Source organism: Imperialibacter sp. EC-SDR9, assembly GCF_902498805.1.
Taxonomy (GTDB): Bacteria; Bacteroidota; Bacteroidia; order Cytophagales; family Cyclobacteriaceae; genus Imperialibacter.
On sequence record NZ_LR701575.1, the window covers coordinates 251,742 to 278,087 of the forward strand.

Here is a 26,346-nt window from a genome sequence, read left to right on the forward strand (position 1 = left end):
TTTACAGTTTAGGTTTGGTTTTCAGTTTTGGTACTTACAAGCGCATATACACAAGGTATCACAATAAGATTAAGAATAGTGGCCGACAGCAATCCACCGAGAATTACGACAGCCATAGGGCTTTGTATTTCATTGCCTGGCTCCCCTCCTTTCAGCACTAAAGGAATCAACGCCAGACCGGTCGTTAGCGCCGTCATCAGAATCGGGTTAAGTCGGTCGGTAGCACCAGAAATAATTAACTCACGTCCAGCTACTCCCTCCTTTCGAAGGTCTTCGTACCTCGACACCAGCAAAATGCCATTTCGGGTAGCTATGCCAAACAAGCTGATCAAGCCAATGGTAGCAGCAATGCTGACAATTCCGGAGGTAAAATAAATGATCATCACCCCTCCAATAAGCGCCAGCGGCAGATTGATCAAAACAATCAGCGCCAGCCTAACATTTTGGAACTCGAAATAAAGCAGCAAAAGGATCACCAGCACAGCCAAAATTGCTGTAATTAAAAGCAGTTGCGAGGCCTTTTGTTCACTTTCAAACTGCCCGCCATATTCTATACGGTAACCTTGTGGCATCAGTACGTTAGCATCCACAAACGCTTTGATTTCGTTGACTGCTCCAAACAAGTCCCGACCCTGTACATTGGCTGCTATTACAATCTTACGCTGCACTTCTTCCCGGGCAATGGTGTTTGGGCTACTGACAGATGCTACATCGGCTAGCTGATTCAGCGTGGTGAAAGCACCTGAAGGCAGGCTGATCAGAGACGCATTGAGGACACTCATGGTGCTTCTTGATTCTGGACGGAATCGCACCACCAGGTCAAAATACATTTGTCCCTCGTATACCTCGCCTGCAGTCTCTCCAGCGAAGGCGATATCCACCTGTTCCATTAAGTCGGCAGTAGTCATCCCATAAGCAGCCAGCATTTGTCGTTTGGGGGTGATCCTAAGCTGAGACACTTCAATTTGCTGATCGACAGCAACGTCGGCCAGTCCTGGAATGTCCTTAATGCCAGTTTCGATGCTTTTGCCAATCTCAAACAGTCGCTGCAAGTCGGATCCGAAAACCTTGATAGCTATATTGGCCCTTGTGCCAGAAAGCATGTGATCGATCCTGTGTGCTATGGGCTGGCCAAGTGTAATATTGACACCAGGCACCACGCTCAGCTTGGTCCGCACTTCCTCAAAAAACTGTTCCTTGGTTTTACCATGAAGGACAAAGGGCACGTCTATTTCCGCAGCATTGACACCCTGGGCATGCTCGTCCAATTCAGCCCGACCGGTTCTTCTGGTTACTACCTGCACTTCGGGCATTTCGAGTAGTAATCTTTCAATGAGCACGCCATTTTTATTACTTTCTTCCAACGACATACCTGGTACTCCCACAGCGCTTATCACCAGGGAGCCTTCATTGAACTCGGGAAGGAAGCTTCTCCCTAGCTGAGAAAAAAGGCCCAATGTGACAACAAACGCCACACCCACTATGGCAATGATGGTGCGGGGAAAAGCAAGCGCCCCTTTAAGCAGACCACCATAATAACGCTGAAGCCATTTTTCCACCCTGGTTCCTTCGGCCTGGGCCGCAAGCACTTTTTCACTTTTTAACAAGTAAGAACATAACACTGGCGTGATGGTGATAGCCACCACCAGCGAAGTGAGGACAGAAGTGATAAACGCAATACCAAGAGGCTGCAATAGTTTGCCCTCCATTCCGCCAAGGAAGAATAAGGGAACGAAAGCGACAATGATGATCAGTGTAGCGATGATAATGGAGCTTCTGATCTCCAGGGACGCATCTCTGATAACTTGCAGGGCAGGCAGCCGTTCGATCCGGGGCTTTTTGATATTTTCTCGCAGCCGCTTGAAAACATTTTCCACATCGATAATGGCATCGTCAACCAGTGCCCCGATGGCGATCGCCATGCCGCCAAGGCTCATGGTATTGATCGTGTATCCCAATAGTTTAAGTACGATGACGGATACCAGCAGAGAAACCGGAATCGCCAGCAAGGAGATCACCGTCGTTCTCCAGTTCATCAGGAAAATGAACAAAACGATGATCACGAAAACCGCCCCTTCCAGCAATGTTTGGTTGAGGTTGGAAATTGAGGCTTCGATGAAATCGGACTGCCGGAAGATGTGGCTTTGGATATTGACCCCTTTTGGCAAGGTCTGGCTCAGGTCGGTGATGGCTGAGTCGAGCCGCTGGGTGAGCTCCAGTGTATTTACTTCAGGCTGCTTAGAAACGGTGAGGATCACTGCCGGGGAGGCGTTAAGGGAGCCGTCTCCAATTTTATCAGCAGCACCAATCCGCACGGTAGCCACCTCTTTCAGTTTCACCGATTGCCCGTTTACATATTTGACTACAGCTTCTTCCAGGTGTTCGACAGCATAGGCTCTGCCGCTCCCCTTTACCAGGTACTGGTTGCCGTACTCGTTTATTATTCCCCCGGGAACATTAAGGTTAGACTCCCTTACTTTTGTCAGCACCTCGCCCAGGCTGAGCTGATAGTACCTCAGCTTTTCGGGGTTGACCAGCACCTGGTATTGCTTGAAGTCGCCACCGATCACAACCACATTGGCAATGCCGCCAATCGATTTGATCCTGGGCCGTATGGTCCAGTCGGCGAGGGTGCGAAGCTCCATGGGCGACAGACTGTCGGAGGTGACGCCCAGAAGCATGATCTCGCCCATGATGGATGAGATAGGAGCCATGGTGGGAGTGCCCACGCCTGTCGGCAGGTTTTCCTGCACCATAGGTATCCGCTCGCTCACAATCTGGCGGGCCCTGTAGATATCGGTGCCCCATTCGAATTCGACCCAAACAATGGAAATACCTGCTGCAGAGGAAGACCTGATCCTCCGTACATTGGGCGAACCATTCAGAGCAGTTTCCAGCTGGTAGGTCACCAACTTTTCTACCTCTTCCGACTCCATGCCATGGGCTTCTGTAAGCACCGTGACAGTGGGGGCGGTAAGGTCGGGAAATACGTCCACATTCATGTTCCTGGCAATGTACAGCCCGGCAACGCTGAGAGCCGCAGCAGCAAGGAGGACGAGCAGGCGGTTTTGTAATGAAATTGATAATATTTTATTCAGCATTCTAATTGATTTTAACCGCTATATCTAAACGTTGAGCTACATTATCCCAATTGATAATGTCCATCACACAGTCCACGAATTCGCCTCTCCTATTGCGGTAAGTAAGGTAGTAGGCATGCTCCCAAACGTCGATGACCAGCAGAGGAATACAACCCCATTGGGTCAGCTTCTGGTGATCAGCACACCCTAAAACTGTTAAGCGGTCAGTAAATGGCTGGTAGGCAAGGATGCCCCAACCGCTGGACTCCACCGACTTGGACACTTTCCCAAGCAGGCCTTTGAGCTTGTCGAGCGAACCAAAACTCTTCTCTATATATTTTAGCAAAGTCCCTTTTGGGTCATTCTTTTTGTTGGTGAGGTTGGTCCAGAAAATGGAGTGAAGGATATGGCTGGAGAAATGATAAGAAAGCTTGGCCGTCCAGTGTTCCGCCAGATCATAATTTCCTGCCTCGACGGCCTTATTGATCATTTCCAAATCCTTATTGGCTCCGTTGACAGCTCCTCCGTGATGAAATTTATGATGCAGATAGAGGGTTTCCTCGTCCATGCACGGTTCAAGAAAATTGTTAGCGTAAGGCAGCGGCGCCTGGACAAAATTTCCATTTTCGTCCATGAGCTTATCGATTCCTCCCTGCTCAACGCTTTGGGCAAGGACACTTGATGCAGGCAGAACAGAAGCCCCACCGATGATCATTGAGTTTTGAATGAATTTTCTTCTTTCCATTTTTTTGGTAGTTAGAGTTAAACGAACAGAAATTTGATAATCAGCCCAAGGACTACACAAAGGGCTATGGTTTTAATCGTAATGGCTAAGCCTACGGTAAGTTACAGTCAAGCTAATACTCCGGCAAAACCTTCTTTTTCCCCAGCAAGCGAGAATTAGGCAGAACCCGGGAGTACAGAATAAGTCAATAAGTTTTGCATACAATGAACAACCCAATGGTTAATGTGCATGTCCATGCGCCGGAGCCTGCCCCGACATAGACGCCATCTTAACCTGGTATGCACCTTTGGTGACAATCACTTCTCCCGGAACCAAACCACTCAATATTTCCACTTCGTGGCCATTCCTGCTGCCAGTCACTACCGACCTCCGTTCAAAGCTTTCACCCGAAACCTGCACAATCACCGAATAGGCACCGTAGTCTTCGAGCAGGGCTGCTATGGGAATCACGGTGGCTGTATGGCCTTCGCCTACCAGCAGGCTGGCTTCGGTAAAACTACCCTCAGGCATTTCGACCAGATCATTGACCTCAGCAAATACCGACAGTAGTGGCTGATCTGCTTCAACTTCCCTACCCACAGAAACGACCCGACCTCCGGTATTCGCCAGGCTTGACCATACACCAGGTGCTGTCTGATAGCGTATGTCCTGAATGCTTTGAAGCTTTCCGGCAAAGCCAGCTCCCACAGACACCTGCAGCAAGCTCGACTGATGACTTGTTACTGTCAAAACAGATGCTCCCTGCTCGACAAACTCACCATTTTGAACAGCTATTGATTTAACAAAGCCGTTGATTGGCGAGGCTATCGTTTTACCAGCCGATCCATAGCCCGAAACCAGTCCATCATAAGTTGCTTTGGCTACCTCGTATTTTTCCTGCGCCACTTCCAGATCAGCCTTTGCCACCACATCGGCTTCGAAAAGCTCCTTCTTTCGTTGAAATTCAGATTGCGACTGCTCCAGGGCCGCTTTTGCCTTTCGAATCTCCGTGGTCAGGTTGCCTGAAGTAAGCCCGGCACTACTGACACTCATCAGCGCCTGCCCCTTTTTGACAGCGCTTCCTTCCGTCAAGTTGTTGACGGCAAAGCTTACCATACCACCTGTGGTGGCAACCAGGGTTTTGTAGTCGGCTGGGGCTACTTTCCAAACGCCGGAAGTCGGAATCGCTTCAAATATCTCTTTTTTCAAGACGGGGGCTGTTTGGAATTCCATCTTCCAGGCCTGCTCCTTCAGAAAGCTGATTAACCCACCAGGCTCGGCTTCACCAGCTAATGCTTCTGTAGCCTCCTGCTCCGAAGCGTATACAGTCACACTATCAACCACAATCCGGTCGGTGTAGGCTGGTGTGGTTAAATCGAAAATCAGCTGGTAAACGCCTGCCTCTTTTGGCTGTAGTGACGGACCAAAAATTCCGGGCGAAGATGGAGCATCTACCGTATGCCTGATCCCTTTACCCCCTTTGACAAGACTCACAGTAACAGAGCCTTCTCTTACCGGCTGATGGCCGTTCAGCACGGTAAAATGGGCTGCAAACCTGCTTGTATGGTCAACTGTGAGGGCAGGAAACTCCACAAACAGTTCTGTTTTGTCTGTCCATAGCGTCAGGTTCACTGATGCTCCGGCCTCATGACTGTGCCCGCCTTCTTCATCATGGGAATGACCATGGTCTTCCGCCGCAGGTGTGCAGGCGAAGACCACTAGTCCCAAAGCTAAAATCAAATAACTTGCTCGTATCATATCAATGGTTCTGGTGTGAAGTCCCATCATCATGTGTATGGGTAGAATCAGCTTTAGTTTTGAGCGTATCACCCTTAACTGTGAATTCTTCCTGATCGGTGTGCTCATGCTCTTCTCCTTCCGCATGTGGGTGTTCGTGATCTTCGCCTTCTGCGTGTGAATGCTCTTCCCCCTCGGCATGCTCATGCCCGTGATCGGAAGAACTTCCAGACGAGCAAGCTGAAACAGAGAAGGTAAGGAATGATGCAATGATGATGTGTGAAATTTTCATGACTTATTTGTTTAGTGTTTACAATTGATGCTTCAATAGTTGGGCACGTAACATGTGCACCTGTTTTTCCATTTCAAGGAGGTAATCCTGCGCCTCCCTGAAGAACTGAAGTTCCATATAGTATTCTATGAATGACAGCTCACCGAGCGTATAAGCCTTTAAGAGAAGCGTGTCGCTTTGTACGTCTCCCAATGCAGCTTTATAGTCCTGATATTGGCTAAGCTTTAGCTGATAGTCATTGTATTGTTTACCAAAGTCTGTAGCCAGCATCAGTGACCTTACGCCTGAGTGAAGCTCATGATAGTCGAGCGACGCCCTGGCAGCCCTGACTTTGTTCCGATTACTCCAAAGTGGTATAGATAAGCCGCCATAAATTCCCGAATAGTAGGAACCAGAAACACCCTGACGATTGAACCCAGCCGTGAGGTGAGGAAGGCCCTTATTTTGCGCCAACCGAACCAGGCCGGCTGCGACTTCTTCCTGCTTGCTGAGCCCGAGCAACTCAGGGTCAAGCAATAGTTTTTCCTGCCATAGTGTTTCCTGCGACGGCACGTCCAAGTGCTGGTTCCATGAGTCGAGGTTCAGCGTAAGCTCTTCGCCTCCGTTCAGGTTTCGTAACTCGAGTAGCTGATTTTTCTTTTCATTTTGCAGCTGGTCTATCCTGAAAAGCTGCTGCGCCCTGAAAACCTTTGCTTTGTTGAATTCCAGACGACCTACCTGTTGTTTGTCATACAATAGCTGTGTGTGACGATAGACTTCTTCAGATTGCTCAAGTCTTTTCTCTTCAACTTCTATGGTCTGGTTCAGAAACAATAGCTCGTAGCAGCCGCTGAGTGCTTTCAAAAGAATCTCATTTCTTCCAGACGTGTAATCAAGCTTAAGTTGCTCCAACTGGATCGAGTTGACGCTTGATCTCGCTCCATAGACGGTGGGAAACTCAATGGACTGTGTAAGCTGAAACTCAGTATAGTCACCTCCTGGATGATCGCTCCAGGGCAAATAGTAGACTCCGAACTGTGGGTCAGGTAAGTTATTGCCTGACTTAAGTTCCAGCTCACGACTTTGAGTCAAAGACCGGAAAGCCTGTAAATCTTTATTGTTTCGCTCAATCTGCTCGAGAATACCTAAAATCTCCTGGCTCTGAGCTACTCCCAGACAGGAAATCAGGCATGCGCCGATGGCGAATACCATTTTTTTAAACATGTGAATAATATTTGATTTGAATAAAGCAGACACCATTAAATGGGAGCCGCTATTCCTGAGGGGCCGGGATACCGGCGGAGACTATTAGCAAACAGAAGGAGGACCTCTCAGATGCTGAGAGGTTAGAAATGCCTGTTGATAGTGTTTTTCCTTGAACGAACTTCGATTTTCAGGTGGTGCCGCATCGGCCAGGTAAAACTGTATCGTGGCTTCGGCGATAAACTCCAGATCGAACTTTTCATAGCCAACAAGATTCTTGGCTTTCACCACCAAAGGCAAAGACTCCTTCCAATGGAAAGAATGGGCATGGTGGTTTAGAAAGAAATCTAAAGGACTATTTTCCTCTTCGGATGATGAATCTTTCGGCTGACGGTGGTGGTGATTGCCGTCTGAGTCGTGACTATGGCTAATGGAATGGCTCGTGTCATGCTTCTCCAGGTGCTGGTGTGGCAATACCTGATGAAGCATCATAAGGCTGAACGATGCTAACAGAAGAAGAGACGATATGGCAACAGACCGCTTGATAGAAACAAATGTAGTTTATTATTGGTAGTCAGCAAAATCACGAAGTCTGTCACACCCTTAGGTTGTAGATCCAATCGCCTTGCTATAACCTTTAGTATACTTTCGCTTTTGTCATGTGCTTTGCAATGTAGGATATTCTGTTAACCAGAGAACTAAATTTTTATAGGAAATTAATTTTCTTGTACGTCAAAGAGCTAAAAAAAACAAAAATATAAGCATTTCTTCTTCGGTTTATGAGGGTCAAGCGGAAGATATGAGGAGTAAAATTAAAAGAGTGTTATACTATTCAACTATTGGCAGGCAATAAAGAAGCAAAACTGGTTCAATGCGTCTCGCCCGGCCGGGTTAGGTTTGGACCTCTTGCTTCTTTATGAAAGCACACACAAGCTAAAAATCAATCCCCCCAGAAATACTGATTGATCCGTTTTTGAGCCCCATGGACTGGCCGATGTACAACAAAAAAGCACCGATAGCGAACTATCAGTGCTTTCAAAAAAGAGCCCCCTGCCGGGATCGAACCAGCGACCTACTGATTACAAGTCAGTTGCTCTACCAGCTGAGCTAAGGAGGCTTCTCTCCATTTATGTTTCCTTATTCTACTGCGACCCTCCGATTTCAAGCAGTTGCTCTATCGGACGCCGAACCGCAGCTAAGCTAAGGAGGCTTCTCTCCATTTATGTTCCCTTATTCTACTGCGACCCTCCGATTTCAAGCAGTTGCTCTATCGGACGCCGAACCGCAGCTAAGCTAAGGAGGCTTCTCTCCATTTATGTTCCCTTATTCTACTGCGACCCTCCGATTTCAAGCAGTTGCTCTATCGGACGCCGAACCGCAGCTGAGCTAAGGAGGCATTCCTTATTTGGGACTGCAAAACTAATCGGCTGATTAATTATTGCAAACACTTATTGTGATTTTTTTAAGAGGTTTCGTGAATCACCTTGAGTTGCTCTTTCAAACCGTCCAATTCCTCTTCTGCTTTAACGATTTTTTCATCAAAGTCGGCCTTCAGCTTATCAGCTTTTCTGGATGACGCCAGGAATTCCAGGTTGTTTCTCCAAACGGCTATGTCGTTCTCCAGCGTCGCAATCTGGCGCCTGACCTGTCCCTCCTTCTGGTAGATTTTGCGCTCGCCATGTGGCTCACCCTTGATCTTACCCACCTGCATGGCTGTCTTGAACTTACGCTGTTCATCCTCAGGTAATGACTCCGCCGCTTTGTTGAGAGCGTCTATGGCCTCCTGATATTTTTTCTGGATGGTCTTCATCGCATTTCTCGGAACGAAACCAATCTGGCTGAACTTCTCCTGAAAGCCACTGATAACATCCAGATCGAGACTTTTCTCACCTGCCAGTTTCAGCAACTGCTCGCAAATTTCTTCTTTCTTTTTCAGGTTGTCATAGTACTCCTTCTCTGCTCCCTTGCTCTGCGAACGCTTCCTTTCAAAAAAATGGTCACAGGCAGCCTTGAACTTACGAAAAACCTCCTCTTTCACTTTTTCAGGCACCGGGCCCACCTCTCTCCACTGCTGCTGCAATTGCTTGAGCTGATTCGCAGCTGAATCCCATTCCTCGCTATCTTTTAGTGCGTCCGCCTTTGCTACCAGCTCTTCCTTCAACTTCAGGTTTTCATGACGTTTTCCTTCCAGGGTCTTGAAGAACCCACTCTTGTTGCTAAAGAACGTTTTGAATGCCCCCCAGAATCTCTTATTTATCTTCTTGGCGCTTTCCTTAGGTACACCGCCAACAGCTTCCCATCTCTTTTGAAGCTCCAGCACCTCCTTCGTCTTCTTGTTCCACTCATTGATCTTATCAGAGTTGAAAGCTACAAACGTCTCAGCCTCCTCACATAGCTTTGTCTTGACCTCCATATTGGCCTTCAACTCAACCTTCAGTTCATCCACCATTTCACGGCGCTTGGAATAGATGAGGTCAGAAGCGGCCTTAAAACGTTGCCAAATCTCTTCCTGAGATTCCTTTGGTACCGGTCCAAGATGTTTGAACTCTTCGTGAAGAACATTCAACTCTTTTACAGCATGTTTGATGTTCTCTTCTTTGGTCAAAGCTTCCGCCTTGTCGCAGAGCTCAAGTTTTGATTCGAGGTTTTTCTTCCTGTCGAGTTCCTTTAGCTCAAAATAAATGCTTCTGTTATCGTAGAAGCGATCAATGAGGGCATTGTAGTTGGCCCAAAGGGTTTTTGCGTACTTGCCGGGCACCTGGCCAATCACCTTCCATTCATCCTGAATTTTCTTCAGGGCTGTAATGGAGGTCGTATTTTCCTCGCCATCAACTAAATGGCGAAGCTTCTCCAGAACATCTATCTTTTTCTTGTAGTTTTCTTCTTTTTGCTGCTCCAGATTCTGAAAAAGCTTGTGCTTTTTCTCACGGAACAATTTGTAATTCTCATCGAAACGATAGGCAAAATCATTTAACCTAAACTCAAACGAGTCTTCTTCTCCCCCATCTGCCAGGTATTTTTTCAGCGCTTCTTCCCTGTCATGAGCAACCAGTTCGTCGTGAACTGCCTTTAGCTCCCTTACTATTCGATCTGCTTTGCGCACGTCGTCCCAGTGAAGCACCTCGGTAAACTTATCTACCAACTGCTCAGGTGAATAATGGCTATAGTCCTCTGCTTCCTCGTGCTCCTCGCTGTCCTCCTCCTCTTCCGCTTCGTCATCGCCTGAAGCATCAGCCACCTCGGCTGCTACCTTAGGCTCTTCTTTCTTCTCTTTTTTGTCGGCAGAGGCTTCTTCGCCAGCAACAGCTTCCTGTTTTGATTCAGGCGTTGGCTCTTTGCTTTGTGTTCCTGCCTCCACTTGCGCCGGTGCTTCGGCCTCCGTCGCATCCTTTGTGGTTTCTTTCGCCTTCACTTCTTCCACAGCGGCAACTTCGGGTTTTGGCTGGCTTTTTTCTGTTTCGGGCGCTACAGCTTCATCAGCGCTAACCGATGCTGGTGTAGCCTCAGCAACAACTTCTGCTGGAGGTTGCTCAGCTTCATCAGGTACTGCGGGTACTTCGGCGGCAGGGGTTTCAGCTTCTGGTTCTTTCTTTCCGTCTTCATCACGGACATCTACCGATGGTTGAGAGTCGTTGCTGGTAACGCTATCATCGGAAGTCACTTCCTTTGGAGCAGCGTTGCTCAACTTCTCATCACCTTCAGACACTTCTTTCTCATTGTTCATCGTGCGCTCCTTGATCAGGTTCTATAGTCTCTGCAATTTAATAATATTAATTCATGTGTCTAATATTTGATTTTATTGCATTGACGATTGGATTTGGACAAAACTACGTTGTAGATATGGTTTAAACGAGATTTTATTCCTCCGGCCAATTTTGGCTCTTTATATTGCAATCCTCTGGCAGGTCTAATTAAGCCTCGGATCCGCAGGAAAATTAGAAAATGCTCTGAATTTTCCACCCATGTCTTTGAGCACCTGCCTCCAGAGTTCTTCGTGTGAATACTCAAAAATATACTGCGGCGCCGTTTTCTTATTTACAATCCAGCTATTGGCATCCAACTCTTCCGAAAGCTGCCCTGCTCCCCACCCTGAATAGCCAATGAAAAACCTTACCTCATCAGCAGTAACCAACCCCGCACTCATCAATTCCATCAACTTCTCAAAATCACCTCCCCAATAAATTCCTCTGGCAATTTCTCGTCCCTCCTCCATCAAATGTGGCGAGCAATGCACAAAATGAAGCGTATCCTGCTGAACTGGCCCTCCAATAAACAGCGGAATTTCATCGTCAGGCGCACCCTCAATCACCTCTGCCAATGACAGCTCCGAAAGCCTGTTAAGAACGAAACCAATTGAACCACTTACATCGTGCTCACAAAGTAAGATCACCGATCTCTCAAAATTTGGATCTGAGAGGTAGGGCTCTGAGATAAGTAAGTCTCCTTTATTGGGATTCACCCTTTTAAATGCGTCGAAATGTTCCATTCGGTTTATTCAAAGTCCTTTTGACTACTCCTTTGTTTAAAAGACAACAAGTGGCACCTGTACACCCAAGAACTGTTCAAATTGAGAACAACTAATCCTCGTTGTTGCCTTACTTAGCTGCTTGACCACATTGCATATATAACATAATAATAGCCAAATTGTAAGGGCTATTTATAAATTTGAGTCGGATTTGAAAAATACTGAAGCAATGAATATCGCAGATTTGAGAGAAGAATATTCCAGGCAAGTTTTGAACGAAGAGGCAGTAGAGAAAGATCCGCTGCTGCAATTCAACAAGTGGTTTCAGGAAGCACTTGACGTAAAAGTGAAAGAACCGAACGCCATGACCTTATCCACAGTTTCTGCTGATGGACAGCCACATGGGAGAATCGTGCTTCTGAAAGGGCTGGAAGATGGCGCTTTTCAATTCTTCACTAACTACGAAAGCCACAAGGGCAGAGAGCTTACGCAAAACAACCGAGCATCTCTGACGTTTTTTTGGGCCGACCTTGAGAGACAGGTGCGTATTGAGGGTAGGGTAACGAAGCTAACCGAGGCAGTGTCATCCAGGTATTATCACTCAAGGCCTTTAGGTAGCCAAATAGGCGCCTGGGTAAGCTTACAGAGCGAGTCGATACCCGACCGGGCATTTTTGGAAAGGAAGACAGAAGATTTCAAAATGAAATTTAGTGGACTGGCAGAAATACCAAAACCTGACTACTGGGGTGGTTATGGACTGGTGCCGGCGTTGATTGAATTTTGGCAGGGACGCCCGAGCAGGCTGCACGACAGGATAGTCTTCAAAAAAGGTGCAGACGGCTCCTGGGGAACCGAGCGCCTTTCCCCCTGATGGAGGCTAAAAGCGACTTACTATTGTAAATGAAACAGGTCTTTCACTCCCAAGTGGCGCTCAACTGTAAAACCTTCCCCATAGGCAGCCCCAATTGAGTGCCCTAGCTCTTTCCCCCTGCTTTCAAGCATCTTCATAAAGTCCGGAGACGAAATAAATGTGCTCGGCTCTTTGCTGGCAGGGTCGTAAAATTGCGATTTAAAGCACCTGATCGCAAGCATTTTCTTTTCCCAAGCAGCCGATACATCGACAATAAAATCGGGCATAATAAAGTTGCTTTGGATATAGTGATACACATTTTTCGCCCTCCACGGTTGCTGAGGGTTGCCATCAACACGGGTTTCGACCATTCTAAGACCCGATACAAAGCTTGCTTCAGATACCAGGCTGGAGGCCCTGCCATGATCAGGATGGCGGTCACGAATGGCGTTTGCTAAAATGACTTCCGGTTGGTATTTCCGTATCATCTTCACCACCTCAAGCTTATGGAGCTCGTCTACGGTAAAAAACCCATCACGAAACCCCAGGTTCTCCCTGATATGAATACCCATCACTTTACTTGCTTCAGCGGCTTCAGCGGCTCTTAGTTCGGGTGTGCCCCTTGTGCCAAGCTCCCCTCTGGTAAGGTCAACAATGCCGACTTTTTTTCCCATCTCAACGTGAGAAATCAGCGTTCCTGCACAAGCAAGTTCGGCGTCGTCGGGGTGCGCCGTAAAAACAAGAATATCGAGTTTCATTTAGTTAATCCGAAGTCGCTGACCTACCCGTATCACCGAGTTCCGGGAAATGCCATTGAGTCTGCAAAGCTTCGTGACTGAGACGCCATACCTGCTGCCGATGCCACTAAGCGTGTCACCACTCCTCACCCGGTGTACGATCACCTTGTTGGCCTCCTCAAGATAGGCGAAAGATGCTTTCGTGAGTGTATACTTCTGGTCTATCAGACAATTTGTGTCAAAATCAAAAAACTCTTTTGGGTCGATGGCATTGCCCTGGTACCTCACCTCAAAGTGAAGGTGTGGGCCGCTGCTTCTTCCGGTACTTCCGCCCCAGCCTACCAAATCTCCAGCTTTGATTTCGTCTCCGACATTCACCAGGCGCTTGGACAAATGCCCGTAGAGGGTTTCGACGCCATTGTAGTGCCTCACTAGTACATAGTTACCATAACCAGGCCTGTCGTAGTTGGCCATTCGCACTACGCCATCAAAAGCGACTTTCACAGAGTCGCCTGTAGTAAGTCTCAAATCCACTCCATAATGCCAGCGATACCTGCGCAAGCCGAAGTCAGACGTAATCACCGACTTCTTCAAGGGATTTTCCCAAACCAGCCCTACCTCCGGGTAAAACAATGTCAGCTCAGTAGTGTCTTTGTAATCCAGGCCGTTGAATTTGTAAGGGTTGACTCTCTGTGAGTCCCAAATATTGTAGTAGTCTTCAGCAGAAAGCCATACAGAGTCGAGTGATAGCTTGTCAGAAACAGCCACTTCATGGCCATAGGAAAGTACCAATGGAGGGGTGGCGGGACCTCCTTCAGCGGGTGGCGCCATTGCTTCCGCCTCCGCTATCATCATGCTGTCCAGAAAATCAAAATCCACCTTAAAGATGTTGTCAGCAAACAAAATCAGTGGTGGAGAAGGTATTGGAGCCGGGGCTTCTCTTTTCTTAAAAGAGAAAAAGCTTTTGACCCACGATTTGCTTTCCTGCGCTCGTGATTCAAAAGCTAATAATATTACTACCCAGGCCGCTAGTAGTAAACTTTTCTTAATCATGGCTGCTAAGATACGGCCAATTCTTTCTCCGCCAAAAATCTTTCTGCATCCAATGCGCCCATACATCCACTACCGGCTGCCGTCACGGCCTGTCTGTAGATATGGTCCTGAGCATCTCCGGTTACAAAAACGCCCTCGATGTTCGTTCTGGATGAGCCTGGAACTGTCTTTATATAACCATTTTCGTCCATATCAAGCCATTCCTTAAAAATGTCCGTATTGGGTTTATGTCCAATAGCCACAAAAAATCCTCCGACTTTAAGCTCAGTCTTCTCTCCTGTTTGAGTATTTACCACTCTCACACCAGTTACTTCCTTATCACCAAGCACTTCCTCTGTTTCCGTATTCCATAGAATTTCTATGTTTTTGGCATTTTTAACCCTCTGCTGCATGATCACAGAAGCCCGCATTTCGTCTCTTCTCACGATCATATACACTTTGCTACATATCTTCGACAGGTAGCTGGCTTCCTCTGCTGCTGTGTCTCCAGCCCCCACAATTGCTACGTCCTGGCCACGGAAAAAGAAGCCATCACAGACTGCGCAGGCAGACACACCATGACCGTTCAGTCTCTGCTCTGACGGGAGGTTCAACCACTTGGCTGACGCACCAGTTGATACAATCACTGCTTCGGCTGTTATCTCATGTGTTTCATCTACAATTACCTTGTGCGGATACGAAGAGAAGTCTACAGACGTAGCGAGTCCATAGCGAATCTCAGTTCCAAATCGCTCAGCCTGCTTTTGAAAGTCTGTCATCATCTGGGGCCCCATGATCCCATCAGGATATCCCGGGTAGTTCTCTACGTCAGTTGTAATCGTTAACTGACCGCCTGGCTGGCCGCCAGTATACAAAACCGGCTTCAGACCAGCACGGGCAGCGTATATAGCTGCAGTGTATCCTGCTGGGCCTGAACCAATAATCAAAACTTTAACTTCTTCTTTTGTCATCTCGAAATATTATTTGCTATCAACTGTAACACCAATTTAAACGCAAAAGATCATTTGGCGTTAACAAAAAAAGGTCTCCTTTGAGACCTTTGCTAATTTTTCTGAGCTTACTACCCGAGGTACGGCTTAAGGGCCTTACTGCGGGATGTATGCCTCAGTCTTCTAATGGCTTTCTCCTTGATCTGACGAACTCTTTCCCTGGTCAGATTGAACTTCTCGCCTATTTCCTCCAGCGTCATGGCATGCTCACCATTGAGTCCAAAATAAAGGGAAATAACATCTGCCTCTCTGGTTGTAAGCGTAGAAAGCGCTCTCTGTACTTCTTTGCGAAGGGAGTCGTTGATAAGGCCTGAATCAGGAGTCTCCTCCATGTCGTTTTCCAGCACATCCAGCAAGCTGTTCTCTTCGCCCTGAACAAACGGCGCATCCATCGATACGTGACGACCAGAAATCTTCATGGTGTCCACAACCTCACTGGTAGATACCTCCAATACTTCGGCAAGTTCATCCGGAGATGGCTCACGCTCGTATTTTTGCTCAAGCTCAGAAAAGGTCTTGGAAATCTTATTTAACGACCCAACCCTGTTTAAGGGAAGACGCACAATTCTTGATTGTTCGGCCAAAGCCTGAAGAATCGACTGCCGAATCCACCAAACCGCATAGGAGATAAACTTAAAACCTCTCGTTTCGTCAAATCTTTGGGCAGCCTTGATAAGTCCCAGGTTTCCTTCGTTAATCAAATCACCCAGCGAAAGTCCCTGGTTTTGGTATTGTTTGGCTACTGACACCACAAATCGAAGGTTGGCTTTGGTCAGTTTCTCCAAAGCCATTTGGTCTCCTTCTCTTATCCGTTTAGCTAGTGTTACTTCTTCATCGGGGGTAAGCAGGTCTACTTTACCTATTTCCTGGAGATACTTGTCAAGCGACTGACTCTCCCGATTGGTGATCTGCTTACTTATCTTTAACTGTCTCATTCAATATCTGACTTTTTAAAGCCTAATAGACTAAACAATAATATAAAAAGGTAAAGTTCCTTTCTCTAATGTTCCCGCTTTTTTTTTGACAAATGTTAGTTGCTTGTTTCCTGGTTTCGCTCAGGCCGAGGTATCAAAACCTTTCTTGACAGTCTATATTTACCGGTTTTCTTATCTACTTCAGTCAATTTTACTTTTATTTCCTCACCTACCTCGAGAATACCGTCTAGTTTTTCAATTTTCTCCCACTTGATTTCAGAGATATGTAGAAGGCCATCTTTGCCCGGCATAAACTCTACAAACGCACCAAATGGCATAATTGACTTCACTTTTCCGTCGTAAACTTCACCAACCACCGGCACGGCGACAATAGCGTTTACACGCTTCACAGCCTTGTCCATCGACTCCTGATCATTGGCGAAAATGCTCACAACGCCTCCAGTAGCAATTTCTTCGATGATAACGGTAGCTCCTGTTTCCTTCTGAATTTCCTGAACAATTTTTCCACCAGGCCCGATCACCGCACCGATCATTTCCCGTTCGATATTGATCTTCACGGATCTTGGCGCATGAGGTTTCAAATCTGCATTTGGAGTCGACAAAGTTTTCTCGATTTCATCCATTATATGCAAACGACCAGCCTTTGCCTGATTAAGTGCCTCTTCAAGCACCTGATAAGAAAGTCCGTCTACCTTGATATCCATCTGGCAGGCAGTGATCCCTTTGCGGGTTCCGGTCACTTTGAAGTCCATGTCTCCCAGGTGATCCTCGTCACCTAGGATATCGGAAAGGATGGCGTATTTGCCGGTCTTGCTGTCAGAGATCATCCCCATAGCGATGCCTGTAACGGGCGCTTTGATTTTAATACCAGCGTCCATCAGTGCCAGTGTGCCTGCACAAACGGTCGCCATTGACGAAGAACCGTTTGATTCCAGCACGTCAGACACAATACGAATAGTGTAAGGGTTTTCTTCTTCAGGTGGCAAAACCTGCTTAAGCGCCCTCATGGCCAGGTTACCGTGACCAACTTCTCTACGTCCAGGACCTCTGTTAGGCTTTACTTCACCAGTTGAAAATGCCGGGAAGTTGTAATGAAGGATAAACTTATTGAACCCTTTCATCAAAGCAGAATCAATCATCTGCTCATCCAGCTTTGTACCAAGAGTGACGGACGCAAGAGCCTGCGTTTCGCCTCTTGTGAAAATAGCTGAACCATGGGCTCCGGGAAGGTAGTTTACCTCACTCCAGATATATCTTATTTCATCAAGGTTACGTCCATCAAGACGTTTTCTTGAGTCGAGAACGAAGTTACGAACGGCTTCCTTCTCAATATCGTGGTAGTATCTTTTGATAAGGTCCTTGTCAATAGCTTCTTTTTGTTCGTCGGTGAAAGCCTCCACATACTCATCCACGATGGCGGCGAACTGCTCTTTGCGATCAGACTTAGAGGGCATCTGCTTGGCAGCAACTTTATAACATTTGTCATAAAGTTTGTCGTGCATGTTCTTTTTTAAAGTCTCATCGTTGTTCTCGTGATTGTAGGTGCGCTTCACAGTTTTGCCAGCAGCTGCTTCCAGCTCCTTCTGCACCTGGCAATGTATTTTGATTGTGTCGTGAGCAATTTTTAATGCTTCAAGCATTTCTGCCTCAGATACTTCTTTCGATTCCCCTTCGACCATCAGAATATTGTCGTAAGATGCGGCGACAACAAGGTCGAGTGTAGCAGTCTTAGCTTGCGCCGCAGTGGGACTAACCACATACTGACCGTCAATTTTGGCAACTCTCACTTCAGAGATTGGCCCACCAAAGGGTATATCGGAAACAGCCAGCGCCGATGAGGCGGCAAGAGCTGCCAAAGCATCGGGCATTACATCGTCACCCGCCGAGATCAATGAAATGGCGATCTGCGTTTCTGCGTGGTAATCGTCAGGGAAAAGCGGACGAATGGCCCTGTCTACAAGTCTTGAAATGAGTATTTCGTAGTCTGACAGTCTACCTTCTCTTTTTAGAAAGCCGCCAGGGATTTTACCTGCTGCTGCAAATTTCTCCTGGTAGTCTACAGACATCGGAAGGAAATCCACTCCTTCTTTTGCGTCTTTGTTGGAAACTACTGTGGCCAGTAGCATTGTGTTGCCCATTTTGACCACCACTGAACCATCCGCTTGCTTAGCTAATTTTCCAGTCTCAATTGTAATCTCTCTGCCGTCAGCAAGGGTTATGGTTTTTGTAATGACGCTTGGATACATAAATATTAGTTAACGTATAAAAAGTAAATCAAATTTTAATTTCGATTGTTTCAGATAAGGGGAAAATAAAAAGAGGGAATCCGTTTTATGAATCCCCTCCCTGAACTTTTTACTTTCTGAGATTCAGTTCAGCTACAATTGCTCTATACCTCGTAATGTCTACCTTAACCAGGTAATCCAATAATCTTCTTCTTTTACCTACCAGCTTCAACAGCCCCAAACGAGAAGAGTGATCCTTCTTGTTGATTTTGAGGTGTTCTGTAAGGTGATTGATGCGGAAGGTGAATAATGAAATCTGAGACTCCGGTGAACCGGTATCTGTCTTAGATTTTAACCGACCATGATTCTCGAAGAGCTCTTGCTTCTTGTCTGTTGATAAATACATGCTTAGCTAAAATAAATTGTATGAATTGAAATTAATGTGCAAAGGTAGAGAGAAGCTTATTGAAATACAAAACTCTGTATAAAATATCCTGACAGGTTTATTCTCCTTCTGATTGATCTGACAAGGCTTTTTCGGTTGTTGGAACCGGGCTTTTCCTCTGCACGAAAGAGGCCCATTTCTTCTTTAGTCGATCAATGAAAATAATGTAAACATCTGCATCAAAAAGCCGTGAGTCGTTGCGGGCCTGTCGCAGGAAAAAAATGCCGAAGGGCATCAGTATCATATTGGGCATCCAGGCGGCAACAGCGCCGTCGAGCAAGCCCTCCCTGGCGTACTTTTCGCTCATGATGCTCACTACATAGAATATAATGAAAAACCCTATGGACAAAATCACCGGCAAACCAAAACCTCCTTTTTTGATGATGGAGCCTAATGGTGCTCCTATAAAAAACATGACCAGGCAGCTGAAGGCCAGGGCAACCTTTTTGTGCTTTTCGATAATGTGGCGATATATCTCCGAGTTGAGGTTTTCAATTCTGGTAGCCTGATTAGCGAGATTAGTCTTGATATACCTGGCCTTTACCAAGGCGTCATTGACTGCCCGGGTTCTCCTGCTATTGTCGGCGAAATATTTTTCGAAAGTGATCGTATCTCTTGCTGCCTTTTTTCTTTTTATCACCGCTTCCCTGGCCGCTTTAATACTATCCATCTTCGCCTGCTCCTTAGTTTTGGCCTGCGTCTTCGCCAGCGCTTCAACCGCAGACTCTCTCGCAATACGTGAGGCAGCCGGGGTATTCCCTGTGTTTGGAGATAAAATACTGTCTTCTACAGTGATCTTTACCTCCCCCTGCGATATCGCCACGGACTCTCTTTCCTTGCTCGTGGCAGCCCTGATAGAGTCAATTTTCCATTGCCTTCTTTCCTTCAGGTGGTAGTCATACATTCCATCGGCATTATTGAGCAGATTGAGTCTGACTTCGCTGACTACGCCCTGCATAGAGTCAATATCATGGGCAAGCTCGCCCATGTCTTTCATGAGTCTGTTGCCGGCAAAAAGTTCCTGCTTTGTTCGATTGAGGTCAAAAGACGCCAGGCTTAATACCATCTTCATTTCACTGAACTCGTTCCTTGCCAGGTCGTTCACTCCTCCAAAGCTGGCTGTCCGGTTAAACTCATTTTGGCGTGACTCCTGGTAAGAATTACCATCATAGAGTTCAAAAACGAGGTAGCGATCATTTAGAATGGTGTACATTCTGCATGAGTCGGCCACAGTAACGCTATTGTTGCCCATTTCTCTGGTGTGATCGTAAATAATCACGTCTTTCATCGACACACCATCAGGGAATTTCTGATTGACTTTGATGCTATAGTTGGGAATGCCATTGTAAAACTGGCCTTCCCGTATGTCCAGCGATGGCTTTTTTTGCCTGATGTCATAAAGCAGGCTGTAGGCATTGATATTGGCTTCAGGCACAATAAAGTTGTTGTTCATAAAGGCCAAAACCACTAAAAATAAGACAGCGATAAAAAGCGGTCTGAGCGTTCGAACCAGGGAAATACCTGCTGACTTGATGGCGGTTAGCTCGAAGTGCTCTCCCAGGTTTCCAAAAGTCATGAGGGACGACAGCAGAATGGCTAACGGCAAAGCCACCTGTGACATATTGATGCTGAAGTAAAAGATAAGCTCGGCAAAAACGCTAAATCCAAGATCCTTTCCCACGAAATCGTCGAAGTACTTGAGCATGTATTGCACAAGCAAGATGAACACCACAACCAAAAAGGTGAGGAAAAAAGGGCCGAAAAATGATTTTAATATGAGTTTATCAAGTTTCTTCATGCCTGCGGAAAAGTGCTTAGCAGATTAAGGTGCAAGCAGCACCTGTTAACTAACCGCAAAAGTAGGCAAAAAGTATTCCTTAACCACCGACTATTTCTTTTAGCGTATGGATCATTGACTCCCATAAATCTTCCAATTCCTCAAGGTCATCCATATCAGAATAATCTGTGATCTTAAGGTAGGTCGACTGCGTCATTTCGTTTTCTTCGAGCTTCATCTCCACGTAATTGGGGTCGTCATTCTCTTCCGTGCCCTCAAAAACGAACTTTACAAGGCTATTGGCCCGGTGTGAGGTCATCTTAGCTTTGTTTTTCTCTCCGTCCCAAATGAATATGTAGTCCTTGTCCTCGTTGATGTTTACATCGTCGGCAAACCACTGCGCCAACCCACTTGCTGAACTCACATATGGAAAAAGCATTTTTTTCGATGCCCGGAATTCAAACTCTGCTATATACTTGTAGTTACCCATATCGAACTTCTTCAAAAGTGCCATAATGTATTAAAAATAAAATTGATGTGAACATAATTTATTTTTTAATAGTCAAATGGGCTGCTTAAGTACTGCGATTCGAGCCAACGGGTGGGTCTTTCACTCCTATCTATATGTTCTTCCCCAATAAAAGTTGAAGGTTAAGGTTGGCAATTAGAAAACAATCTTCATACATTTGCACTCCCATTTTTGAAAGATTGATGGCGGGGTAGCTCAGATGGTTAGAGCGCAGGATTCATAACCCTGAGGTCGGCAGTTCGATCCTGCTCCCCGCTACAGTAAGAAAGCAGCTCAAAAGGCTGCTTTTACTTTTTCGTCTTGTTTACAGTCTACGCCCTACATAGCGCCAAGTTCAATAAAATTTATATCGGCTACTCGTCCGATATGGAGAATCGGTTAGCTGCACACAATGTTTATCAAACCAAAGGTTACACCTTCAAATATCGTCCATGGGTTGTTGTTCATACAGAATGCTATCCAACCAAAAAAGAAGCGATGATCAGATAGAAGCAACTTAAGTCGGCAAAAGGCAGAGAGTTCATCTGGAAACTGGTTAACTCAAAGCCAGATAGTTAGAGCGCAGGATGCATTCCGCCAGTAGTCGGACAAGTGATCCGCCAGCTGGCGGACGGCCAGTGAATCCTGCTCCCCGCTACAGTAAGAAAGCAGCTCAAAAGGCAGTTTTTCTTTTTTCCACGATTACTGCCTTCCCCCTTCCAATCTCATGCTTAACAAGTTCTGCAAATTTATCTGGCATCAATTGAGGCTGGAGCATATTCGCTAAATATCATTAGGGTTTAATTGCATATTTTTACCAGTACCAATAGCTATTTAACGTGAGTTCGATATAAGAATGTCGTCATTCCGGAAAATATTGGCCTAAAATCAAAATGGGCCAATATTTATCCGGAATCTCATATGTCTTGAGGCGGAGATTCCGCCGACGTGGAACGGATAATTTTCTTCAGATGAGAAAAATATCTGAAGAAAATTTCCGCAATGACGCCCTCGGTGATGTTTTGTTACTTTCTTATATCGAACTCACGTTATTTAAACTTACTCTAATGAAGGATTCACCTACTAAAAATACTGTGCAGCAGCTCTTAAGTATTCCAGTGATGGTTGCTGCGCTGGGATACCTGGTCGACATGTATGATCTATTCTTGTTCAGCATAGTTAGAGTGCCAAGTTTAAAGTCGCTTGGTCTTACAGATGAACAGGTGCTTAGCGATGGAATTCTATTGCTGAACCTGCAGATGGTGGGGATGCTCATTGGTGGGCTATTTTGGGGTGTACTTGGCGACAAAAAAGGAAGGTTGTCTGTTCTGTTCGGATCCATTTTAATTTATTCGATTGCCAATATTGGGAATGGGCTGGTGACCACTATTGAGCAGTATGCCGTGCTAAGGTTTATTGCAGGCTTCGGACTTGCCGGCGAATTGGGTGTAGGAATTACTTTAGTGGTAGAAATCCTCCCTAAGAATATCCGGGGCTATGGAACTACATTAGTAGCTACTATGGGTGTTTTTGGTGCATTGCTTGCCTTTTTGATTGTCCAGTTTTTTGAGTGGCGAGCTTCCTATTTTATTGGGGGTGGACTTGGGCTCTTGCTAATGGTTTTAAGACTAAAAGTTTTTGAATCTGGCATCTTCCTGCAACTAAAACAGCAAAACATCAGGCGGGGAGACGTACGCATGCTGTTTAATAATAAAACCAGGTTCTTGAAATATATGACCAGCATTGTGGTGGGCATGCCTATATGGTTTGTGGTCGGCATCCTGATTACCTTCTCTCCGGAAATTGGCAGAGCGATGCACCTTGACCAACCTGTTGATGCGGGACGGGCAGTGCTTTTTGCGTTTGCTGCACAGGTGGCCGGCAATCTGGCAAGTGGTTTTCTCAGTCAATACTTACAAAACAGAAGACAGGTGATTTTTTCGTTCATGATGGGCTCATTTTTTCTGACGGTTATCCTTCTATTGGCACCTTTCTCAAGCACAACCCTGTTCTACCTGTTATGTGGTTGTCTGGGCTTTTTCAGTGGTTATTGGACGCTTTTTATCACCGTGGCAGCCGAACTGTTTGGCTCCAACCTGCGTGCAACCGTGGCTACCACCGCCCCTAACTTTGTGAGGGGAACGATCATTCCACTCACGTCCATTTTCCTGGTAATGAAAGGCTATATCGGAACCATTAACAGTGCCCTGGTTACCGGTATCCTCACGTATTTAGCGGGCATGATAGCCCTTTATTACCTAGAAGAAACCTTTAAGAAAGACATGAGCTTTATTGAAGAAGCCTGATATGAGTGAAACTGATTTCAAATTGCGGCCGCTGAAATTGAACGATATCAGTGCAGCAATGAACTTATCCACTGCGGAGGGCTGGAACCAGACAGAAAGCGATTGGGCCTTGCTTATTAAGGAGAGTGAAGGCGCTTGCGTGCTGGCAGAACAGGGTTCCACCGCTATTGGCACCACCACGGCTATCAACTATTCACATCAGCTGGCATGGATTGGTATGGTGCTGGTCGATAAAGCGTACCGTGGCCAGGGGGTAAGCAAAGCCTTGCTCGATAATGTTTTCAAGAATACAAGCGACATATCGATCAAACTGGATGCTACTCCAGCCGGGCAACAAGTGTATAGACAATTCGATTTCAAAGACGAGTACCTTATCGACAGAATGGTGAATGTATCGTTGACGAATTCTGCGTCATCCGACAACAGCGGCATAGAACCAGAGCCAGTGAAGCCGGAAAACATCGAAGATATTGTCGCTTCTGATGCTGCTGTTTTTGGCACAAAAAGAGAGCACCTCGTTACCTCACTTGTAAAGGAATATCCAGATAAGGCATGGATGGTAAGGCATAACAATCGGGTGACCGGGTTTGTGCTGGGAAGAGATGGCAACAAATATCATCATGTGGGGCCGGTGTCTGCCTCAACTATTGAGGTCGCTCGGGCCCTCATTGCAAAATCGCTCGGAGGGCTGATCCAAAAACCTGTGGTGGTGGATGTGTTGCAAGACAAGCAAGCTTTGATTGCCATGTTAAAATCGCTGGGATTCACCAAACAAAGGCACTTTGTGAGAATGTACAAGGGCGAGAATCACTTTCCGGGAATTACGGAGCATTCTTACTGCATCTGTGGCCCTGAATTTGGCTAGGGCAGGTTTAATGCCCAGGCTTTAAACCAGTTGGGAGGAAGTATTGAGGACTATTTAACAGTCTTGCCTTGCAGAAATGCCTGCACAAATTCATCATCAGTCAAATGCCTGTAGCTTTCGCAGATTCGATCAATCTCTTCAGCCTGCCCGCCCGAAAGTACTTCCTCTGCATTTAAACAAAACCCGCCCTGTAAAAGGCCCTGCCTGCGCAGCACTTCATGAATGCCAGGGATACATCCCTTGAAAGCGTTTCTGGCATCAAAAATAACGGCATTCATATCGGTGACCTCCACCCCTTTTGCCAGGAGTTTTTCTGCGCCAACATAATCATTTGAGATGCATGTTTTTACTTCCTTGAAAAGCGCAACCGCTTGCTTTGTCCAAACGGCCCAATGCCCCAGCAACCCACCAACAAATGCTTTTTCAACCTTCTCTCCATTCACCGTGAATTGGTAAGGTGTGAGCAAGTCGGCAACGATGTTGTCGTCATTGCCCGTATAAAGGGCTATTTCGTCTCTTCTGCTGGAGTGACACACCGCCCTGACCACGTCCAGCGTCTGGTACCGGTTGAAGGCGGCGACTTTGATGGCTTGCACATTGGGAATTTCGGCGAAGTCCCTCCAAAAATCATAACTCAAATAGCGACCACCTACAGCAGGCTGAAGGTAAAATCCAAAAACAGGCATGATTTCAGCGACCGCTTCCGTGCGCTGGATGAGTTCAGCTTCAGTATAATTATTCAACCCTCCATTACTGAGTAAGCCAAGATGGTATCCGTACTTCCGTGCTAACTCAGCTTCTCTCAAGGCCTGATCGGCGGGCCCGCAAATACCAGCTACTTTTGTAAACGGACGTGTCAATTCAGCCCTTTCAATTTCATCTGCAGCCATTCTAAGTACTGGCTCCAACAAATTGATTTCTGGTTTACGGATTTCGAACTGCGTGGTGTGAACACCCACTGCCACCCCTCCTGCTCCGCTGGCCATATAATAACGAGTGAGCTGTCGCTGCCTGGCTTCATCCAGGTGAAGTGCTGATGTGAGCGCCAGTGGATGGGCAGGAATAACCGTTCCCTCCTTTAATAGCTGAGTCACGGAAGAATTGAGTTGTATATGTTTAGGCATGGCTTAAAATTTTCCTTTTCTTTCTGAAAAGTGAGTGGGCTTATTTAAAATTTCACCCCCCGCACTGTACCATTCAAGGATAGCCTCCATCATTTGTTTCAAGCTCACTTTGGGGTAGCCAAAAAGGCGAAAGGACTCGGCTGCATTCGATAGCAATGAGGTGGATTGCTCTTCGTTGATAAACTGAGGTGCTATGCCCAGTATTTTCCCAAATTCCTCAGCCAGCCATCGGACTGAGACAATTTCGGGTCCGGTGACATTCAATATTTTTGCCGGCGTGGCACAATGGTGAAGCGCTCGTAAAGCTATTTCGTTGGCATCGCCCTGCCAAATCACGGTTACCGTGCCCATGGCCAGGTCAATCGGTTTGCTCTCCTTCACGGATTTGGCTATTTCCAGCAACACGCCATACGAGACATCGTTGGCATAGTTCAGCCGGTAGATTAAAATGGGCGTGTTGTTTTTGGCAGCGAAGTATTGGAAAATGCGTTCACGACCCAGGCATGACTGGCCATACTCGCCAATGGGTTCTGGTGGCAGCGATTCGGTAGCCCCGCCACTTACTACGGGAACGAACGGATACACATTTCCTGTGGAGAAAACGACAATGCGGGATTTTTTGAACTTCTCTGCTACTCTTCCGGGTAGGTAGGTATTCATGGCCCAGGTAAAAGATTCATTCCCTGTGGTACCAAACTTTGTACCAGCCAGGTAAAGGACATTAGGCACCTCGGGAAGCGCCTGTAGCTGGTTTTCGTCCAGCAAATCAGCTGTAATTGTTTCAATACCATTTTGATGCAGTCTGGCCTGAAGACCTGGTTCAGAAAAACGGGAGACGCCAATAATCCGCTTTTTTAATCCTGCCTGATCCACCGCCTGCTTTGCTAATAGTGCAAGTGTCGGCCCCATTTTCCCGCCCGCACCTAAGATAAGAATGTCGCCCGTCAGTGCTGAGATTTCAGAAATAAGTGCTTCTGAAGGCTTCAATAGGTGCTGGTATCGTTTTTCCAGATCGTTCATATTCTGTTGGCTTCCGTATTTCTAATTTTTCC

21 protein-coding genes and 2 tRNA genes are annotated in these 26,346 nt (G+C 46.5%); 5 read left to right on the forward strand and 18 right to left on the reverse strand.

All coding sequences use genetic code 11. The features are described 5' to 3' along the window. Nucleotides 1-8: 8 nt before the first annotated feature. The 8 genes from GC130_RS03980 to GC130_RS04020 all read right to left on the reverse strand — a co-directional run bounded on the left by GC130_RS03980 (nucleotide 9) and on the right by GC130_RS04020 (nucleotide 11,501). Nucleotides 9-3,101, reverse strand: a complete 3,093-nt coding sequence (locus GC130_RS03980; protein ID WP_151996963.1) for an efflux RND transporter permease subunit — start codon at nucleotides 3,099-3,101, stop codon at nucleotides 9-11. A 1-nt stretch (nucleotide 3,102) separates the two neighbouring features. Then, nucleotides 3,103-3,825, reverse strand: coding sequence for a superoxide dismutase (locus tag GC130_RS03985; RefSeq protein WP_151996964.1), 723 nt, complete (start codon nucleotides 3,823-3,825; stop codon nucleotides 3,103-3,105). A 219-nt stretch (nucleotides 3,826-4,044) separates the two neighbouring features. Then, nucleotides 4,045-5,811, reverse strand: coding sequence for an efflux RND transporter periplasmic adaptor subunit (locus GC130_RS03990; protein ID WP_226940375.1), 1,767 nt, complete (start codon nucleotides 5,809-5,811; stop codon nucleotides 4,045-4,047). A gap of 40 nt (nucleotides 5,812-5,851) precedes the next feature. Then, the gene (locus GC130_RS04000) at nucleotides 5,852-7,036 is read right to left on the reverse strand and encodes a TolC family protein (RefSeq protein ID WP_151996967.1); all 1,185 of its coding nucleotides are present in this window, start codon (nucleotides 7,034-7,036) and stop codon (nucleotides 5,852-5,854) included. Nucleotides 7,037-7,120: 84 nt separating this feature from the next. Next, complete coding sequence (locus GC130_RS04005; protein ID WP_151996968.1) at nucleotides 7,121-7,507, reverse strand: hypothetical protein; 387 nt, start codon at nucleotides 7,505-7,507, stop codon at nucleotides 7,121-7,123. Between the two features lie 552 nt (nucleotides 7,508-8,059). Beyond that, a tRNA-Thr gene (locus tag GC130_RS04010) sits at nucleotides 8,060-8,132 on the reverse strand. Nucleotides 8,133-8,477: 345 nt separating this feature from the next. Further along, nucleotides 8,478-10,739 carry a DUF349 domain-containing protein gene (locus GC130_RS04015; RefSeq protein WP_151996969.1) on the reverse strand — a complete coding sequence of 754 codons (2,262 nt, stop codon included), beginning with the start codon at nucleotides 10,737-10,739 and terminating at the stop codon, nucleotides 8,478-8,480. A 183-nt stretch (nucleotides 10,740-10,922) separates the two neighbouring features. Further along, nucleotides 10,923-11,501: a YqgE/AlgH family protein gene (locus GC130_RS04020; protein ID WP_151996970.1), complete on the reverse strand. Its 579-nt coding sequence runs from the start codon at nucleotides 11,499-11,501 to the stop codon at nucleotides 10,923-10,925. Between the two features lie 208 nt (nucleotides 11,502-11,709). Between GC130_RS04020 and pdxH the strand changes: the two genes are divergently transcribed. Further along, a complete protein-coding gene (gene pdxH, locus GC130_RS04025; RefSeq protein WP_151996971.1) occupies nucleotides 11,710-12,351 on the forward strand; it encodes a pyridoxamine 5'-phosphate oxidase in 642 nt (213 codons plus the stop codon). Nucleotides 12,352-12,371: 20 nt separating this feature from the next. Here the strand turns inward: pdxH and bshB1 are convergent, their stop codons facing one another. The 8 genes from bshB1 to GC130_RS04065 all read right to left on the reverse strand — a co-directional run bounded on the left by bshB1 (nucleotide 12,372) and on the right by GC130_RS04065 (nucleotide 21,005). Then, nucleotides 12,372-13,088 (reverse strand): bacillithiol biosynthesis deacetylase BshB1, encoded by a 717-nt coding sequence (bshB1, locus tag GC130_RS04030; RefSeq protein ID WP_151996972.1) that lies wholly within the window; start codon nucleotides 13,086-13,088, stop codon nucleotides 12,372-12,374. Further along, nucleotides 13,089-14,120 carry a peptidoglycan DD-metalloendopeptidase family protein gene (locus GC130_RS29170; protein WP_151996973.1) on the reverse strand — a complete coding sequence of 344 codons (1,032 nt, stop codon included), beginning with the start codon at nucleotides 14,118-14,120 and terminating at the stop codon, nucleotides 13,089-13,091. Between the two features lie 5 nt (nucleotides 14,121-14,125). Then, complete coding sequence (gene trxB / locus GC130_RS04040; protein ID WP_151996974.1) at nucleotides 14,126-15,070, reverse strand: thioredoxin-disulfide reductase; 945 nt, start codon at nucleotides 15,068-15,070, stop codon at nucleotides 14,126-14,128. 110 nt (nucleotides 15,071-15,180) lie between these two features. Continuing rightward, nucleotides 15,181-16,044, reverse strand: a complete 864-nt coding sequence (locus GC130_RS04045; RefSeq protein WP_151996975.1) for an RNA polymerase sigma factor RpoD/SigA — start codon at nucleotides 16,042-16,044, stop codon at nucleotides 15,181-15,183. A gap of 95 nt (nucleotides 16,045-16,139) precedes the next feature. After that, nucleotides 16,140-18,290, reverse strand: coding sequence for a polyribonucleotide nucleotidyltransferase (gene pnp / locus GC130_RS04050; protein WP_151996976.1), 2,151 nt, complete (start codon nucleotides 18,288-18,290; stop codon nucleotides 16,140-16,142). 109 nt (nucleotides 18,291-18,399) lie between these two features. After that, nucleotides 18,400-18,675 carry a 30S ribosomal protein S15 gene (gene rpsO, locus GC130_RS04055; protein ID WP_151996977.1) on the reverse strand — a complete coding sequence of 92 codons (276 nt, stop codon included), beginning with the start codon at nucleotides 18,673-18,675 and terminating at the stop codon, nucleotides 18,400-18,402. Nucleotides 18,676-18,772: 97 nt separating this feature from the next. After that, nucleotides 18,773-20,512, reverse strand: a complete 1,740-nt coding sequence (locus tag GC130_RS04060; RefSeq protein WP_151996978.1) for an LptF/LptG family permease — start codon at nucleotides 20,510-20,512, stop codon at nucleotides 18,773-18,775. Nucleotides 20,513-20,591: 79 nt separating this feature from the next. Next, complete coding sequence (locus GC130_RS04065) at nucleotides 20,592-21,005, reverse strand: START-like domain-containing protein (protein WP_236582951.1); 414 nt, start codon at nucleotides 21,003-21,005, stop codon at nucleotides 20,592-20,594. Nucleotides 21,006-21,204: 199 nt separating this feature from the next. On the opposite strand from GC130_RS04065, the gene GC130_RS04070 reads away from it, so the two are divergent. The 4 genes from GC130_RS04070 to GC130_RS04085 all read left to right on the forward strand — a co-directional run bounded on the left by GC130_RS04070 (nucleotide 21,205) and on the right by GC130_RS04085 (nucleotide 24,170). Further along, nucleotides 21,205-21,278: transfer RNA gene (locus GC130_RS04070), tRNA-Met, on the forward strand. A gap of 42 nt (nucleotides 21,279-21,320) precedes the next feature. Next, complete coding sequence (locus GC130_RS04075) at nucleotides 21,321-21,509, forward strand: GIY-YIG nuclease family protein (RefSeq protein WP_151996979.1); 189 nt, start codon at nucleotides 21,321-21,323, stop codon at nucleotides 21,507-21,509. 557 nt (nucleotides 21,510-22,066) lie between these two features. After that, entirely contained in the window at nucleotides 22,067-23,305 is a 1,239-nt protein-coding gene (locus tag GC130_RS04080) for an MFS transporter (RefSeq protein ID WP_151996980.1), read from the forward strand. A gap of 1 nt (nucleotide 23,306) precedes the next feature. Beyond that, nucleotides 23,307-24,170: a GNAT family N-acetyltransferase gene (locus tag GC130_RS04085; RefSeq protein ID WP_151996981.1), complete on the forward strand. Its 864-nt coding sequence runs from the start codon at nucleotides 23,307-23,309 to the stop codon at nucleotides 24,168-24,170. 50 nt (nucleotides 24,171-24,220) lie between these two features. On the opposite strand, the gene GC130_RS04090 is transcribed toward GC130_RS04085, so the two are convergent. Together GC130_RS04090 and GC130_RS04095 are read right to left on the reverse strand one after the other, a co-directional pair. Next, complete coding sequence (locus GC130_RS04090; protein ID WP_151996982.1) at nucleotides 24,221-25,294, reverse strand: dihydrodipicolinate synthase family protein; 1,074 nt, start codon at nucleotides 25,292-25,294, stop codon at nucleotides 24,221-24,223. A gap of 3 nt (nucleotides 25,295-25,297) precedes the next feature. Further along, nucleotides 25,298-26,314, reverse strand: coding sequence for an NAD(P)-dependent oxidoreductase (locus GC130_RS04095; RefSeq protein ID WP_151996983.1), 1,017 nt, complete (start codon nucleotides 26,312-26,314; stop codon nucleotides 25,298-25,300). Between the last annotated feature and the right edge of the window lie 32 nt (nucleotides 26,315-26,346).